The sequence below is a fragment of the uncultured Roseovarius sp. genome, assembly GCF_913054395.1.
GTDB lineage: Bacteria > Pseudomonadota > Alphaproteobacteria > Rhodobacterales > Rhodobacteraceae > Roseovarius.
Window position 1 is genome coordinate 1 of the sequence record NZ_CAJXIP010000037.1, and the last position, 16,338, is coordinate 16,338.

At 62.2% G+C, this 16,338-nt stretch carries 15 protein-coding genes; 2 read left to right on the forward strand and 13 right to left on the reverse strand.

Annotated elements, in window-relative coordinates; all coding sequences use genetic code 11:
• Positions 1 to 112: 112 nt before the first annotated feature.
• The gene (locus tag QZ522_RS07315; RefSeq protein WP_294609166.1) at positions 113 to 1,045 is read right to left on the reverse strand and encodes an MBL fold metallo-hydrolase; all 933 of its coding nucleotides are present in this window, start codon (positions 1,043 to 1,045) and stop codon (positions 113 to 115) included.
• A gap of 40 nt (positions 1,046 to 1,085) precedes the next feature.
• Here QZ522_RS07315 and QZ522_RS07320 point away from each other — a divergent pair, with 40 nt between their 5' ends.
• On the forward strand, positions 1,086 to 2,393 hold the full coding sequence (locus QZ522_RS07320; protein ID WP_294609168.1) for an ATP-binding protein: 1,308 nt from the start codon (positions 1,086 to 1,088) through the stop codon (positions 2,391 to 2,393).
• 48 nt (positions 2,394 to 2,441) lie between these two features.
• Here QZ522_RS07320 and QZ522_RS07325 read toward each other — a convergent pair whose 3' ends face one another.
• The 11 genes from QZ522_RS07325 to QZ522_RS07375 all read right to left on the reverse strand — a co-directional run bounded on the left by QZ522_RS07325 (position 2,442) and on the right by QZ522_RS07375 (position 14,482).
• A complete protein-coding gene (locus QZ522_RS07325; protein WP_294609170.1) occupies positions 2,442 to 3,962 on the reverse strand; it encodes a DEAD/DEAH box helicase in 1,521 nt (506 codons plus the stop codon).
• A 198-nt stretch (positions 3,963 to 4,160) separates the two neighbouring features.
• A complete protein-coding gene (locus QZ522_RS07330; RefSeq protein ID WP_294609172.1) occupies positions 4,161 to 5,129 on the reverse strand; it encodes a glycosyltransferase family 2 protein in 969 nt (322 codons plus the stop codon).
• Between the two features lie 56 nt (positions 5,130 to 5,185).
• Complete coding sequence (locus QZ522_RS07335; RefSeq protein WP_073198418.1) at positions 5,186 to 5,629, reverse strand: MaoC family dehydratase; 444 nt, start codon at positions 5,627 to 5,629, stop codon at positions 5,186 to 5,188.
• Between the two features lie 112 nt (positions 5,630 to 5,741).
• Positions 5,742 to 6,614: a TIGR01459 family HAD-type hydrolase gene (locus tag QZ522_RS07340; RefSeq protein WP_294609175.1), complete on the reverse strand. Its 873-nt coding sequence runs from the start codon at positions 6,612 to 6,614 to the stop codon at positions 5,742 to 5,744.
• Positions 6,615 to 6,722: 108 nt separating this feature from the next.
• The gene (locus tag QZ522_RS07345; RefSeq protein WP_294609177.1) at positions 6,723 to 7,211 is read right to left on the reverse strand and encodes a flavin reductase family protein; all 489 of its coding nucleotides are present in this window, start codon (positions 7,209 to 7,211) and stop codon (positions 6,723 to 6,725) included.
• 244 nt (positions 7,212 to 7,455) lie between these two features.
• On the reverse strand, positions 7,456 to 8,829 hold the full coding sequence (locus QZ522_RS07350; protein WP_294609179.1) for a TRAP transporter large permease: 1,374 nt from the start codon (positions 8,827 to 8,829) through the stop codon (positions 7,456 to 7,458).
• Complete coding sequence (locus QZ522_RS07355; RefSeq protein WP_294609181.1) at positions 8,829 to 9,509, reverse strand: TRAP transporter small permease; 681 nt, start codon at positions 9,507 to 9,509, stop codon at positions 8,829 to 8,831. The genes QZ522_RS07350 and QZ522_RS07355 overlap by 1 nt, the downstream gene beginning before the upstream one ends.
• Positions 9,510 to 9,627: 118 nt before the next feature.
• Entirely contained in the window at positions 9,628 to 10,620 is a 993-nt protein-coding gene (locus tag QZ522_RS07360; RefSeq protein ID WP_294609183.1) for a DctP family TRAP transporter solute-binding subunit, read from the reverse strand.
• A 252-nt stretch (positions 10,621 to 10,872) separates the two neighbouring features.
• The gene (locus tag QZ522_RS07365; protein WP_294609185.1) at positions 10,873 to 12,099 is read right to left on the reverse strand and encodes a sigma-54 dependent transcriptional regulator; all 1,227 of its coding nucleotides are present in this window, start codon (positions 12,097 to 12,099) and stop codon (positions 10,873 to 10,875) included.
• Positions 12,096 to 13,874, reverse strand: coding sequence for an ATP-binding protein (locus tag QZ522_RS07370; protein ID WP_294609187.1), 1,779 nt, complete (start codon positions 13,872 to 13,874; stop codon positions 12,096 to 12,098). The genes QZ522_RS07365 and QZ522_RS07370 overlap by 4 nt, the downstream gene beginning before the upstream one ends.
• Before the next feature lie 53 nt (positions 13,875 to 13,927).
• Entirely contained in the window at positions 13,928 to 14,482 is a 555-nt protein-coding gene (locus tag QZ522_RS07375) for a YqgE/AlgH family protein (RefSeq protein ID WP_294609217.1), read from the reverse strand.
• A gap of 146 nt (positions 14,483 to 14,628) precedes the next feature.
• Here QZ522_RS07375 and QZ522_RS07380 point away from each other — a divergent pair, with 146 nt between their 5' ends.
• Positions 14,629 to 15,438, forward strand: a complete 810-nt coding sequence (locus QZ522_RS07380) for a protein-disulfide reductase DsbD domain-containing protein (protein ID WP_294609189.1) — start codon at positions 14,629 to 14,631, stop codon at positions 15,436 to 15,438.
• Positions 15,439 to 15,467: 29 nt separating this feature from the next.
• Here QZ522_RS07380 and QZ522_RS07385 read toward each other — a convergent pair whose 3' ends face one another.
• The gene (locus tag QZ522_RS07385; RefSeq protein WP_294609191.1) at positions 15,468 to 16,298 is read right to left on the reverse strand and encodes an arginyltransferase; all 831 of its coding nucleotides are present in this window, start codon (positions 16,296 to 16,298) and stop codon (positions 15,468 to 15,470) included.
• Positions 16,299 to 16,338 lie beyond the last annotated feature (40 nt).

The window sequence follows — 16,338 nt, forward strand, 5'->3', positions numbered from 1 at the left end:
ACCTACGACCAATTGATTAACAGTCAACTGCTCTACCGCTGAGCTACGCCGGAACACGTGGGCCGTATAGCAACCAGATTTCGTGAGGTCCAGAGGGATTGTGACAAAAAATTCACCTTGGCGCATCATTCTTTGCGAGGCGGGCGAATTGGCTGTTGGCGTGGAAGGTATCCTGCGGGGCCACCTCGGATTTTTGCATGAGATCAATCAGATGGGCCAGAACGTTACGGGTGGCGGCGGGCATCAGTTTGGCGGGCGTTTCGGTATAGATGTCATTGGCAATCTGCGCGGCGGTCTGCGGACCCGCATCAAGGGCTGAAAGAATCGCGGCTTCGCGGGTCATGCGGTGGCCGATCAACCAATCAAGCCGCGCGGCGGGGGTGTCGATCGGGGCGCCGTGGCCGGGCAAGTGGCGGCGCGCGCAAAGGCCCCGGAGCCGCGCGCAGGAGGCCATGAAATGCGTCAGGTCGCCATCGGGGGGCGAGACAAGCGAGCTTGCCCAACCCATCACGAGATCGCCGGTAAAGACCTCGTCGCCGCTTTCAAAGCAAAGATGATTGCCAAAATGTCCCGGCGTCCAATGCGCCTTGAGGCGCCAGCCGTCGCCTGTGACCTCCTGACCATCGCATAGCGGGGTATCCGGGGCAAAGCCGTGATCGACGCCCTCACCGCCACCAATTTCGGCGCTCTCGGCAAGTTCGGCCATCACCGGGCTGCGGCCTGCGCGTGCATCGCCGTAGGCCAGCACCGGCGCCCCGGTCTGGGCGCCAAGCCGTGCGGCGAGGGGCGAATGGTCAAGATGCGAATGGGTCACAAAGATGTGGCTGATCCTCTGGCCCGGCTCCAGCGCGCGCAGGATTGCCTCGAGATGTGCGGAATCGTCCGGGCCGGGGTCGATCACTGCCAGATCACGCGCCCCCAGCAGATAGGTATTGGTGCCCCAGAAGGTCATCGGAGAGGGATTGGGCGCCAGAATGCGGCGCAGATCCGGGCCGATCGCCTCTGCATGACCAATAGCGGGTCTTTCGCCCTGGGGGAGGTGCATGGCTCTTCCTTCTCTGCGCGCCGGAGGCTAGGTTCGGCGCATGTCGTTCCGTTGGCTCAAACCCTATATGCCCCGAAGCCTGTTTGGGCGGGCAACGCTGATCCTGCTTTTGCCGGTGATCACGTTGCTGCTTGTTGTTTCGGTTGTGTTCATTCAACGCCATTTCGAGGGGGTGACGCAACAGATGACCCAGACCGTCAGCCGTGAAATCATTGCGGTGATGGGGGACGGGGGGCGCCCGCCCGAGGATCTGCTTGGGCAGGAGCTGGCGCAAACCCTTGATATTGAGCTGAACGTCGTCGCCAAAGCGGACATCCCGGTGACGGATACCCGCCGCTGGTTCGATTTCTCGGGGGTCGTAGTGATCCGGGAGTTCAAAAATATGTTCCCGGATCTCCAGGTGGTCGAGCTTCCGGATGATGATCTTGTGCGCATGTATTTCATGCGCGGCGGGCAGGGGATCGAGTTGCTGTTTGACCGGCGTCGGGTTTCGGCGCGACAGCCGCATCAACTACTTGTAAATATGATATTTTTCGGCGTCCTGATGACGGTGATCTCTTATTTCTACCTGCGCAATCAACTGCGCCCGATTACCCGGCTGGCCCAGGCCGCCGAGGCCTTTGGGCGCGGTCGCAACCTGCCGTATCGGCCGGCGGGGGCGGTCGAGGTGCGCGCGGCAGGGGGCGCGTTTCTGGACATGCGTGCAAGAATCGAACGCCAGATCGAACAACGCACCCTGATGCTTTCGGGGGTAAGCCATGATCTGCGCACGCCGTTGACCCGGCTGCGCCTCGGGCTGGCGATGCTTGACGAGGAAGAGGCCGAACCGATGCTGCGCGACGTGGAAGATATGCAACGGCTTCTGGACGGGTTTCTGGCCTTTGCCCGTGGGGTTCATGAGGGCGAGGCAGAGCCGGTCGATCCGATCGCCCTTGTGCGCCAGATCGTCGAGGATGCACAGCGCAACCAGTTTGATGTCACCCTGTCCGAGGTCAGCGGCGAGGGCGAGATCAACCTGCGCGGCGGCAGCATCCGGCGCGCGGTTGAGAATCTGATCAGCAATGCCGTGCGCTATGGCAGCCGCGCCGAGGTCTCTGTCGTGCTCACGGAAAAATCGCTGCGCATCCGGGTCGAGGATGACGGGCCGGGCATTCCGGCAGAGAGCCGCGAAGAGGCGATCAAACCCTTTACCCGACTTGAACCCGCACGCAATCAGAATCGTGGCACCGGGGTAGGGCTTGGCCTGTCCATTGTGCTTGACGTGGCGCGCGCCCATGGCGGCACGCTTCGCCTTGGGCAAAGCGACCGCCTTGGCGGGTTGCAGGCCGATATCGTGATCGCCCGCTAATGAAAAAGAGAGGGCCTGCCAGCCTGTTCAGGCTGGCACGAGGGATAGCTAGCGGGCGCGCCGCTCGTCAAAGCTGAGGGCGATAAAACCGGGCAGGTGGTCGCCCATCCCGGTCACCTTGCCGCCGCCATTGTCATGACGCCCGCCGCGATCCGATCCGCCGCTGCCACGACGCGAGGAGCGGTCCTGACGCTCGCCGCGGTCCCGCTTGGGGGCGGGTTGCTGCTGCGGCTCTGGCGTGGCGGCGGCCTCTGGCGCGTCCACCACCGCAGCGGCCTCTTGTTGCTTGGGGGCCTCATCGGATTTGGCGGTATCGGTTTTCTTGGCGCTGCGGCTGACGCGCGGCTTGCGCGGCTTTTTCTCGGGGGTTGCCTTGGCGTCGGGCTTGGCCTCGGCCTCGGTCTCGGGCGCCTTGCCCGATTGCAGCGGATTATCGACGCGCGGGATCGGCTTTTGCAGCAGGTCCTCGATCGCGGCGAGGTTTTTTTCGTCCCGCGGAATGCAGATCATAAGCGCCTTGCCTTCACGCCCGGCACGTCCGGTGCGGCCGATCCGGTGCACGTAATCCTCGGCATGGCTTGGTACGTCGAAGTTGAACACATGGCTGACGGCCGGAACGTCAAGTCCGCGCGCGGCCACGTCCGATGCGATCAGGAAACGCAGATCACCGGCGCGGAACCCGTCAAGGGTGCGGGTGCGTTGGCTCTGGTCAAGGTCGCCATGGATCGGCGCCGCGTCATAGCCATGCTTGGTGAGCGACTTGGCGACGATATCAACATCGACCTTGCGGTTGCAGAACACGATCGCGTTCGAGCATTTGTCGCCTTCACCCTCGATCAGCGCACGCAGAAGATCACGCTTTTCGCTGGCTTCACGGTCGCGCCGGCTTGCCTTGAGCATGACAACGCCTTGCTCGATTGTTTCCGAGGCGGTCGCCTGGCGGGCCACTTCAACGCGCTCGGGCGCCGACAGGAAGGTATTGGTGATCCGCTCGATCTCGGGCGCCATGGTCGCCGAGAAAAACAGCGTCTGGCGGGTAAAAGGTGTCAGGCTGAAGATGCGCTCGATATCGGGAATAAAGCCCATGTCGAGCATGCGGTCGGCTTCATCCACGACCATGATCTGAACGCCGGTCAGCAACAGCTTGCCGCGCTCGAAATGATCCAGCAGACGACCGGGCGTGGCGATCAAAACGTCAACGCCTTTGTCGATCAGCTTGTCCTGTTCCTTGAACGACACGCCACCGATCAGCAAGGCCTTGGTCAGCTTGAGATATTTGGAATAGGTGTCAAAGTTCTCGGCCACCTGCGCCGCGAGTTCCCGCGTCGGGCAGAGTACGAGGCTGCGCGGCATCCGTGCGCGCGCACGTCCACGTGCAAGAAGCGACAGCATGGGCAGCGTAAAGCTTGCGGTATTGCCTGTGCCGATCTGGGCAATGCCCAAAACGTCGCGGCCTTCAAGGGCGGGGGGGATCGCCGCAGCCTGAATTGGGGTCGGGGCTTCGTATCCTGCGTCGTCAATGGCTTTGAGGACTTTGGGATTAAGATTCAGATCTGAGAATTTGGTCATGTGCATCCGAGGTTTACGGACACAATCCTGGCCCGTACGTATGATACCGGATCGGGCCCCTCTTGGGCCTGTGGTTCTCCACATGGGTGACCCGGTAGCCTGCACTTACCTGAATATGGGGGGTGCGGTCAATGCGGCGCTCTGTTGCGGTAACATTGTGTCGGTTTGCCGCTTTAATTGTCTCTAAATTCGAAACAATCAGGCGTGATCGGGAAAGTGACGCGCCCGTTTGCGATCAAGGTCAAGCGACAGCCCGTGCAGGTGCCCGTGTGCGTCCAGTCTAGCGCGCAGATCCGGCGTGGCGGTGCAGACCTCGTCAAAGAACCGGCGCAGGGCCGCCTCGCCGCCCTCGTCCTCTAGCATGGAAAACAGCGCATGCATGTTCAGCCCGACACCATCGGCCAGCGGCGCAGGCTTGAGCCCGGAGCGATACGACCCATGCGCAAGCCGATAGGCATAGGCCGCCTGCCACTTGTCCCAGCTTGGGGCGTGCAGGTGACACAGGCGTGTGTCGTTCAATTCGGCGGGGGCGTCATCCATCACCATGTCGACAAAAGCGTTGTGAATCCGCAGGCTTGTCTTGTCGCCCCCGCAGCGCACAAAGACCTTGCCCGCCACGTGGCTGACAAATCCGCCGTTCAGGTGCGGGCCAAAGGTCGGATAGATTGCGTTGGTCTCTTCGCGGCGCCGGGCCTGAAGGCGGGCGCAGGACTTGAACCAGTGCTGACCCTCGGGGGGCGGCGCGGCCGGATCAGGGGCCAGGGCCTCGATCGGGCGGGCACGCGCGCTTAGCGTATCGGCGGGCAGGGCGGCGAGTTGCGCAGGCAACGGCGTGGCGGGCCAGAGGAACTCGTCTACGTCGATATGCGCCAGCCAATCCACTTGCGGGCGTTTGTTCAGGCAGTGGGTCGCGTTGAGGCTTTGGCGCGGCTGATGGGCATCGGGGCGGCCCTTGCGACGGCGGCGCTGCCAATAGGCGTCATCGCACAGAATCACCCGGCACTTGGGATGCGCGCGCAGGGCGGCCTCGGCCTGTTCGTTGGGGGCATCGAGGTAGACATGAATGCGATGCGCGCCCAGATCAAGATGATGGGCGGCAAAGTTCAGAATATCGCGGGCCGGCGCCTTGACCGTCGCCACGGCGCCCCATGTGGGTGTGTCATTCATCGGCGCAGAATGCGGTCACGCAACGGGCGGTGCAAGGGCCAAAGGTTGCGCGCGGCTCAGTCGAACTTGCGCGAGGGCGCCAGAACCGTGGCCTCGCCGATCAGCACCTTCTTGCCGTTCACCAGGCAACGGCAATCAAGCTGAACCCGGCGTTTGCCGTGGTCGATCGCGATCACCTCGACCTCGGCATGGACCATGTCACCGGGGCGCACGGGGGCGAGGAACTTGAGGCTTTGCCCCATGTAGACAGTGCCGTGACCGGGCAGTTGCTCGCCGATCACCGCCGAAATCAACCCGGCGGTCAGCATGCCATGGGCAATGCGACCCTCAAAGATCGTGTCGCGGGCGTAATCGTCATCAAGATGCACCGGATTGCGGTCGGTCGAGACCTCGGCGAACATCTCAATGTCGCGGTCGGTGACAACTTTGCGCAGATGGCGCGTCATGCCCATTTCAATGTCTTCGATACAGATCGTGCCGCGTGGCATATTATCCAACATGCGCCCCTCCGGGTGGTGTGTTGCGTGGTTCGATGTGTAATATTAAAGCGCAAAAAGCGCATGTATTGGAATTTTATTACTTCGCAGCCGCAGCAAAATCAAGCCCTTTCTGTCAGCGCAGAAACCCGATGGCATAGGTCGGAGAGGAGTTTTCCTTTTGCAAATAGACGGTTAACGCATCTTTCTCAGGCTGGTGCGACGTTTTTGTTTCCTGTGCGGCAAGGCCGCCGGTGATGAAAAGAGAATCGATATCCTCGCCCATGGCCCCGGCGATATCGGTCAGCACCCCGTCGCCAATCGCCAGAATGCGGGAATCCTCGACATCGTGGCCAAGCGCGGCAAGGCGGCGGCGGGCGAGATCATAGATCGGCGGATGCGGCTTGCCGAAATAGAGGCTTGTCCCCCCCATTTCCGTATAAAGCCGCGCCAGGGCGCCGGCGCACCATTCGCGGTGCTCGCCGCGATCCACCACGATATCGGGATTGGCGCAAAGCAATTTCATGCCCTTTTGCTTGGCGTAAAGGAACTGCGGGCGCATCTCGGCGGGGTCGGCGGTGGGATCGAACGGCCCGGCACAGACGATGCCCTCGGCCTCATCCAGCGGCACGCGGCGGATATCGGCGGGGTCTTCGATCAGGTGCAGCGGCTCGAAGAACTTGGTGTCGCGATCCTCGCCGATAAAAAACACCTTTTCGCCCACCACGCCGCGGAACATCGCCGCACGCGCACTGTCACCCGAGGTGGCGATGGTATCCCAGGCATCTTCGGGCACGCCGAAACTGACGAGCTGTTTTTCAACGCCGTGACGGGCGCGCGGCGAATTGGTCACCAGAACAACCGTGCCGCCGGTCGCGCGATAGGCCTGAAGCGCCGCGACGGCGGCGGGCAGGGCGCGCACCCCGTCATGCACGCAGCCCCAGAGATCGACGAACAGGGCGTCGTAATTCGGGGCGATCTCGGAAAGGGAGGTGATGATCCTGGTCATGGGCGCGCTCCGGCTTGGCAAATGTCGCGCGAGATATGGCAGGCGCAGCCCGGTTTGGCCAGCGCCGGAGTTTCGAGTATTTGGACCAAGAAGAAGAGCAGGGCGCACCTAGTCCTGATGCGGGCGCACGATGTGATAGCTGCCGCTGAGATAGGTCAGCGGTTTTTCCCCGGCATTTGTCAATTCCAGCACACTGCCGATGCAGATCGCGTGGCTGCCGTGGATCATATGGTCGTTGAGCGCGCAGGAAAACGCCGTGGCACGGGCCAGGATCGGACCTTGGGGGCTGTCCTTGACCGAGAGGCCGCAAAACCGGTCGGCAGGGGCCTCGGGTGCGGATCCGGCAAAGGCGCGCGCCACCTCGATCGCGTCTTCGGGCAGGACATTGACGCAGAAGGCGCGGTTTTCGATGACGGCGCGGGCGATCCGGCTGTCGGACCGCAAGCAGACCAGCACCGAGGGCGGATCGGCGGTGAGCGAAGTAAAAGCGCTTACCGTGGCACCGGCGCGCCCGGCGGGGCCATCGGTGGTGACGACCGTCACCGTGGCCGCGACCTGACGCATGGCCGCGAGAAAGACCTCGCGCTCAACGCTCATGGCGGATGCCTTTGGGGCGGTGGGTCACGCTGTCGTCTCCTGTCGGGATGGGCGGGACCCATCGTTATCGGCGAAATGCGGCGCGGTAAAGGATTTCCCGTGCCCGCCGCATGTAGCGCGGGCAAGGCAGGGTTTCAAACCCTGACAGGCGGTTTTTCGGGAAATCAGTCGGCGGCCGGATCCGGGCCGTAAAAACACCACGCAAGCCGGGGCCTGCGTGGTGTGGTCTTTCGAGTGTGCGGCGCTAGTTGGTGATGATTTCAGGCCCCATGAAGGTATTGGGCAGGACCGTCGAAATCCACGGCACATAGGTCACGATGATCAGGAACACGAAGAGCACCGCAAGGAACGGCAGGGCCGCGCGCACCACCGCCATCATCGGCATCCCCGCAACGCCAGAGGTGACGAAGAGGTTGAGACCGACCGGCGGTGTGATCATGCCGATTTCCATGTTCACGACCATGATGATGCCAAGGTGGATCGGGTCGATGCCAAGCTCCATCGCGATCGGAAAGACCAGCGGCGCCACGATCACCAGTAGGCCCGAGGGCTCCATGAACTGCCCGCCGATCAGAAGGATCACGTTGACCATCACCAGGAACATCACCGGACCAAAGCCCGCGCCCAGCATGGCATTGGCGATGCTTTGCGGGATCTGTTCGTCGGTCAGCACATGCTTGAGGATCAGCGCGTTGGCGATCACGAACAGCAAGGTGACCGTCAGTTTGCCCGCGTCAAGCAGGGTCTTTTTCGTATCCGGGTGGACAAAGGCCGTCAAAAGCGCGTGCGGCCTGCGCATCAGGCTGATCGAGGTGCCGTCAGATGCCGAAAGCGGGCCCATGTCCTTGTAGACGAAACAGGCGATGAAGAAGGAATAGACCGCCGCCACTGCTGCTGCCTCTGTGGGGGTGAAGATGCCGCCATAGATGCCGCCGAGGATTATGACGATCAGGAACAGGCCCCAGCCTGCCTCGCGCCCCGATACCCAGACTTCGCCCCAGCCTTTCCACTCGCCCTGCGGCAGACCCTTGATCTTGGCAATGGCGTAGATGGTGATCATCAGCATGCTGCCGGCCATGATGCCGGGGATCACGCCCGCAAGAAACATCCGTCCGACCGAGACATCGACAGAGGCGGCATAGACCACCATCACGATCGACGGCGGAATGAGGATGCCGAGCGTCCCGGCATTACAGATCACGCCGGCGGCGAATTCGCGTGTATAGCCGACCTGACGCATGCCCGCGATCACGATGGAGCCGATGGCGACCACGGTGGCGGGCGAACTGCCAGAGAGGGCGGCGAACAGCATGCAGGCAAACACGCCCGCAATCGCCAGACCGCCGGGCAAGTGCCCGACACAGGCAATCGAGAACCGGATGATCCGCTGCGCGACGCCGCCCGTGGTCATAAAGCTTGACGCGAGGATGAAGAACGGGATCGCGAGCAGGGTATAATGGCCGACAAAGGCCTCAAGCAGGGTGCCCGCGACCGAGGCCAGCGAACTGTCGGAATAGATCAGCAGGAACAGCGTCGAGCTGAGGCCGAGCGAGACGGCAATCGGCACACCGATCAAAAGAAGGGTGACGACCATCGTAAAGAGCAAAAGCACGTCCATTATCGTGTTCCTTCCTGGCCGTCGTTATCGTGACTGGCGCGAATTTCGTCCAATTCGTCCTCGACCTCGTGAGAGGCGACAAGGCGGTCGACCTCGCCTTTCCAGATCTGTACGGCGACCTGCGAAAAGCGCAGGACCAAGAGGAAGGCCGAGATCGGCAGCACGACGTAGGGCACGGCTTTGGGAAGCTTTTCATAGCTGTCGCCGTAGTTGATCATGTTTTCGAGAAAGCGGAACACGCCAAGCATCGGCACGTCCTGAACCTCGTAAAAGCTCTGGCTGCGGGCGGAGGCGTCAAAGCCGGTCGGGAACCATCGCCCCGAGGTCGGCGGAAGATCGGCAAATACCGCCCAGTAGTCATAGGCGCCCTTGAGCAACAGCAGCGAAAACAACAGGCAGGCCCCGACCGAGATCAGCGCCAGTACCCGGCGCATCGGCGGCGAGGTCATGTTCAGAACCGCGTCGACACCAAGGTGCGAGTGCTTCTTGACTGCATAGGAGGCGCCCAGAAGAACCAGCCAGCCAAACATGAACACCGTCAGTTCCAGCGCCCAGAGAATATTTGTGTTGAACACATATCGTGCCACGACATTGGCGAAGGTCACCACTGTCATCAGCCCAAGAAGAGCGGCAATTACCGATTCCTCGATATGGTCGATCAGCCCGGTTTTGTGCGTCATCGTCCCGTTTCCCAGATTTTTATGATTTTTACACTTCGGGCGGGTCTATTGAACCCGCCCGATGCTGACACAGACCTTTGTCGCCAAGGGTCGTACTGGTTAAACCCGTATTACGGGTTCAGTTGGATGCGACGGCCGCGTCGATGTTTTCCTGGCCGACATCGCCTTTGAACTGGTCCCAGACGGGGTTCATGACTTCAACCCATTTGGCCCGCTGTTCCGGGGTCAGCTGGCGGACAACGCCGCCGGCATTGATGATCGCCTGCTTGGCCTCTGCGTTGACCTTGCTTGATTCCGAGTTGCGGGTCTCGGTGACTTCTTTGACGATCGTCAGGAACTGATCGCGCACGGCCGGGTCAAGGCTGTCGAGCCAATCGACGCTGGTGACCAGAAGATAGTCGATGATGCCGTGGTTGGTTTCGGTGGTGCCGTCCTGAACCTCGAAGAACTTCTTGCCGTAGATGTTGGACCAGGTGTTTTCCTGACCGTCGACAACGCCTTGCTGCAATGCGCCGTAAACCTCGGAGAAGGCCATTTTCTGGGGGCTGCCACCGATGGCGGCCATTTGCGCAACCAGAACGTCAGAGGACTGCACCCGGAACTTGAGGCCATTGGCATCCGACGGCTCGAGCAGCGGCACGTTGGCCGACATCTGCTTCATGCCATTGTGCCAATAGGCAAGGCCCTGGAGGCCGCGACGCTGCATGCTGTCAAGCATGGCCTGACCGGTTTCCGAGCCCTGAAAGCGGTCCACCGCGTTCACGTCCGAGAACAGGAACGGAAGGTCGAACAGGCGGAACTGCTTGGTGAACTTTTCAAACTTCGACAGCGACGGTGCGGCGAGCTGCACATCGCCCTGAAGCATGGCTTCAAGCACCTTGTCGTCGTTATAGAGTGTCGAGTTCGGGAAGACCTCAAGGCACATTGTGCCGTTCATTTCTTCGTTGATACGCTTTTCAAGCAGCGAGGCGGCAATGCCCTTGGGATGCTTGTCGGTGTTGGTGACATGGCTGAACTTGACGACGATTTCACCGTCATCACAAGCAGCCATTGCAGTGTTGGCACCAACGGTCAGGGCCAGTGCCGAGACGGCAGCGGTCAGGAATTTCATTCGGGTCTCCTCCCATTTTGAGACATATGTACTTAGCGCCCACCAAAGGCGCGGTGTCTCCATCCTGAGAGAAAGGCCGCAGGGTCTCAAGAAAATGTATCAAAACCATGCGGTGCGCCGGATTTTTAATCAATTTCAAAACGTTGCGCGGCAGATTTCTGGCACGGGCTTGCCATCTTGGTCAGAGCTGTGCGGAAATCCGCACGGGGGATTGCCGGGTTGTGCGGTTTTCCGCACAGATCGCAACCGTGGTCAGCGGCGGTAATCCTCGGGGCGAATCCCGTAGCGCGCCAGCTTGTCGTAAAAGGTCTTGCGCGGCAGTTTGAGCGCCTTTGCCGCCTCCGAGGCGCGCCCGTTCTGCCGGCCGAGCGCCGCGATCAGTAAAGAGCGTTCGACCCTGGCCATCTGATCGGCAAGGCCAAGATCCGCGGCCTCGGCACGATCTGGCATGCCAAGCACAAAGCGCATCGCCGCCGACATCAGCGAACGCGCATTGCCGGGCCAGTCCTGCGCCATCAGCGCCGCGAGCCGCTCGGGGGCAACCTCGGGCACGGCAAGCCCGGCCTGTTCGGCGGCCTGCGCCACGTAATGGCGAAACAGCACCGGAATATCCTCGGGGCGCTCGGAGAGGGCAGGGATACGCACGCGCATCACCTCGAGCCGGTAATAGAGATCGCCGTTGAAGTGCCCGGTCTCGACGGCCTTGGTAAGGTCGGCGGTGCTGCCCGCGATCAGCCGCGCGCTGTCGCCGTCTTCGAGGCACTCAAGCAGGGCATATTGGGCTTCGGCGGGCAGGGCGCTTATTTCATCAAGGAAAAGCGTGCCCCCCGAGGCCGAATGAAAGGCCGCCTCAAGCGCGCCCGGCTCAAGTGTCGCGGCGGCGCGCTTGACGTATGGTCCGCCTGCGCCCGGCGACATCTGGTGAATCACTTCCGCCACCTTGGATACGCCCGCGCCCGCAGGGCCGGTCACCAGCACTTCGGTTCCGGCGCGCGCGGCCTGGCGCACCCGCGCGCGCAGGTCTTCGGCAAGCTGCGAGGTGCCAAACAACATCCGTGCCGCCGGATCGCCGATTTCAAGCTGCGCCTTGAGGCGGCGGTTCTCCAACACCAGCGTGCGGTTCTTCAACGCCCGTTCCAGCACCGGGATAAGAGCATCGGGCGCACAGGGCTTTTCGAGGAAATCGAAGGCCCCTTGCGCCATCGCCTTGACCGCCATCGGAATATCGCCCTCGCCGGTCAGCAGGATCACCGGCAATTCGTCGTCAAGCGCGCGGGTATGGGCCAGAAGGTGAAACCCGTCGCGCCCCGGCATGCGGATATCGGACAGAATCACGCCCTCGAACTCGGGCGTGATGTGGTCCTTGGCCTCGATGAACGAGCCCGCCGCGCGCACACTGTAATCGGCAAGCTCAAGCGTCTGTGCCAGGGCTTCGCGTACGGGACGGTCATCATCCACCACCAGAACCTGTCGGATCATGCTGCACCTTCCCTCTGCGCACCCCTCGGGGCCGCGTCGGCCCAAGGTTCAAGTGCGACGGTGAATTCCGCGCCACTGCCGGTATTGGCGCCGCTGATCCTGCCACCAAAACTTTGCACAAGCCCGTAAGAGATCGACAGGCCAAGGCCCATGCCGTCATCGGCCCCGACAAGCTTGGTTGAATAGAACGGATCGAAAATCTTTTCCGGCTCTTCAATGCCGGGGCCGGTGTCACGCAGGCGCACGGTGACCTGCACGCCGTCCTCAACCGAGATTTCAAGGCGCTTTTGCGCGCTGTCGGTCATGGCATCCGCGGCGTTGGTGATGAGGTTGATCATCACCTGACCAAGGCGCACCTCGCCGCCCCGCACCCACACCGGACGGGCCGGGGCCTGCCAGACAAGATCGACGCCATCACCACGCAGCCGCTCGCCGGTCATTTCAAGCGCGCTGTTTATCACATGCACGATATCGACCTGGCCCATCGGTTCATTCTCATTGCGCACAAAGGCGCGCAGGTTGCGGATGATCCGGCTCATCCGGTGGGCCATCTCGTCAATCCTGCCAAGGTTCTCGGCGGCTTTCTCGGGTTCTTTGCGTTGCAGGAAGGCGCCGCCATTGGCGGCGAACTGGCGGATCGCCATCAGCGGCTGATTCAGCTCATGGCTGATGCCCGCACTCATCTGGCCCAGCGCGCGCAGCTTGCCGGCCTGTACAAGCTCTGCCTGGGCGCGCTTGAGGGCGGCCTCGGCCTCTTGGCGCTCGCGTACTTCGCGGCGCAGGGCAAGGTTGGTCTGGGTCAGGGTCGCAGTGCGCTCGGCGACGCGGCCCTCAAGCCTGGCGTTGGCGCGCGCAAGGCTGCGGCGCCGTTCCTGGGTAAGGAAAAGCAAGGCGCCAAAGAACAACAGCGCCCCGACCACGGCTCCGGCCTGAAGCGCGGCGATCTGGCGGGCGGGGGCCACATCGACAAGCGCCGCTCCGGTCATGCCGATCCGCGGCAGATCCTGACCAAGCCGCAGTGCCCGCCTGGGAAGGTAGGGGCCAAGATCGACCTGCCATATCTCGTGCGGGCCGACCTTCTTGCGGGCGAACCCCACCGGCGCGCCCTCGGGCGGGATCAGCACCTGATCCCCCGGCACCCCGCGCCAGCCCAGCAATTCCGAGCGGTTGGACATGAACACCCGCCCCGCGTTGTCGACCAGAAACACCGCCGTCTGTGAACCGCGCCAGCCGAATTCGACGTTCTCGGCATCCGCCAGCGCGACCAATGCGCCTTGAACCCTGCCATCGTTGCCAAACGAGGGGGCGGCGAATTGAAAGACCCGCCGCCCTGTTTCGGTTTCGATTCCATGCGCGGTGCCAAGCGCGCCATCCATTGCACGGGTAAAATAATCCGACTGCGCCAGCCCCTCGGGCGTGCGCGGCTGGCTTCCGGCAAGGACATCGCCCGAGGCATCGACGAAATACAGGGCCGTCGCCCCGGTGCGGTCGGCGGCGGCAATAAGCAGGGTACGCGCGCGATCCATCTGATGCGGGGTGACGACCGCGCTCAGGGCGGTCAATGTCGGGTGTTCGGCCAGGGCGACCGCCTGATCGCGATAGCGTTGCAGGTCCGAGACCAGCCCGCCCAGCACCAGCGACATATCCGCCGTGCCGCGCCGCTCCAGCCGATCCAGTGCCTGACGATACCCATAATGCCAGACCGTGCCGCCGATCAGGGCGACGGCAAGGATGAAAGGCACAATGATGAGGGTCCATAAAGGCTTGCGGGACATGGGCCTAATCTATCAGCGACGCGCCCGGCTTGACCAGCGCCAAAGCGGCGGGGTCAGGCGTGTCCGGCTTCGGATGACAGCATCAGGGCCGAAACACCAAGCTTGGCCAGGGCCGCCTCCCATTTGTCGCGGTCGGGGGTGGCAAAGACCAAATCCAGATCGCCATCGCAGGTAAGCCAGCCATTTTGCGTCAGTTCTGCCTCAAGCTGACCCGGCCCCCAACCGGCATAGCCAAGCGCCAGAAGGGCCCGGCCGGGCCCGCGACCGTCCGCGAGATCCTCCAGGATATCAAGCGTTGCGGTCATGGCGAAATCGGCATTCACGGTCAGCGTCGAGATTGCCGAGTTGTAGCCGCGCTCATGCAGGACAAACCCGCGCCCGTGTTCCACCGGGCCACCGAAGTAGACCGGCAGTTCGCGTGCCTCCTCGCCCATGGTGATCGAGAGCTGTTCAAACAGATCGCGCATCTGCAGGTCCTTGGTCGGCTTGTTGATGATAAGCCCCATCGCGCCCTCGGGCGAATGTGCGCACAGAAACACAACCGCATTGCCAAAGCGCGGATCGGCCATGCCCGGCATGGCGATCAGCATTTTTCCGGTCAGATTCATATCCTGCGTCAAACGAGATACCTCTTTGTCTTTACACAAGAATGGGGATCATCGTGCCTCTGCGCAACCGCGTGATTAACGTCACACTCATAATTCTCGCTGGAAAGTGAGTTGGCTTTTGCTCTGCGGTCCCCCATTTCAGGGGCATGATCAGATCATTTTTCCTTTCCGCCGTTACGGCGCTGTCGCTTGTCGTGCACCCTGTGCAGGCCGAATCCGTTGATGACATGGTAGAGGTCAGCGTCCTGACGGGCTGGCATATGGCCGACGGCAGCCATGTTGCGGCGTTGAAATTCGCGCTGGAAGACGGCTGGAAGACCTATTGGCGCGCGCCGGGCGAAGCCGGCATTCCGCCGCGCTTCAACTGGAGCGGCTCGCGCAACCTTGCCGGGGTGGCGGTGGAATGGCCGACACCGCAGCAAACCATCACCAATGGCATGCGGACCATTGGCTATGAACATTCCCTGATCCTTCCGATCCGCCTTGATCCGATAAACACCGGCCAGCCGATTCACCTTGCCGGTGAGCTTGAGATCGGCATTTGCAGCGATATCTGCGTCCCCGTCACCGTCAAGGTTTCCCAGGGCCTTTCCAGGGGCATCACCACCCCCGACCCGCAGATTGCGGCCGCCCTGGCCTCGCGTCCCTATACCAGCCAGGAGGCCGGGGTAGGGCGCGTAGCCTGTCAGGTCACGCCCATCGAAGGCGGGCTTGGGATCGTGGCCGAGGTGGACATGGCAAAGATGGGCGAGGGCGAACTTGCGGTGATTGAAACAGATAATCCGGATCTTTGGGTCACACAGGCCGTGACGTCGCGCCAGGGCAACCGCCTGCGCGCCCAGACCGAGGTTTACCATGCCGAGGGGCACAGCTTTGCCCTCAACCGCGCCGGTCTCCGGATCACTATCCTGAGCAGCGGCGATGCGGTGGATATTCGCGGCTGTGCGGCGCCTTAGAGCCGCTGCTTGTTCGCTGTTCTTCTGACTCAGACGGTCTTGGGGCGCAGTGGGCGTCCGTCGGGCAATGAGATATTGGCCACCTGCTCGGCAATCGGATCATTGACCAGCGGATGCGCATGGGCGCTGAATTCTTCAGGGTCACGCATCTTTTGCCAGGTATTCCCGACATAGACCTCGAGCCCGGAAAACCCGGCCTTGTAGCCCATCTTTTCGCTGCCCGGCACCCAATAGCCGAGGTAGACATAAGGCAGGTCGTTTTCACGCGCGATCTCGATGTGATCGAGGATCACATAGGTGCCAAGCGACGCGGTTGTCATCTCTGGTTCATAGAAGGAATAGACCATGCTGACCCCGTCATCGAGGATATCGGTCAGGCATACCGCCACCAGGTCGCCCGAGGCGCCATCGGTATATTCCACCACGCGGGTGCGAATGGGGGTTTCCTCGATCATCGCCGCGAATTCGAAGGTGTCCATATCCGCCATCCCGCCGGTGGCGTGACGGCTTTCGAGGTAGCGGCGGAACAGGGTGTACTGTTCCTCTGTCGCCCAGGGCGACGTGGCGCGCCGGGTCAGGCCCGCATTGCGCCGCGCAGTCTTGCGCTGGCTCTTGCTCGGGGTGAACTCGGCCACATTGATGCGCGCCGAAAGGCAGGCCGCACAATCCGCGCAGGACGGGCGGTAAAGCACGTTCTGCGAGCGCCGGAATCCCTGTTTCGACAGGCTGTCGTTCAACCGCTGCGCCCCGTCGCCCTGAAGGGCCGTGAACAGCTTGCGCTCCATCCGCCCCTCAAGATAGGGACAGGGCTGTGGTGCCGTCACATAAAACTGGGGCGCAATAGGAAGTGTGTGGCGCATTAATTTCTTCGTCCGGGGTCCTTTGGATCGACGATAACAA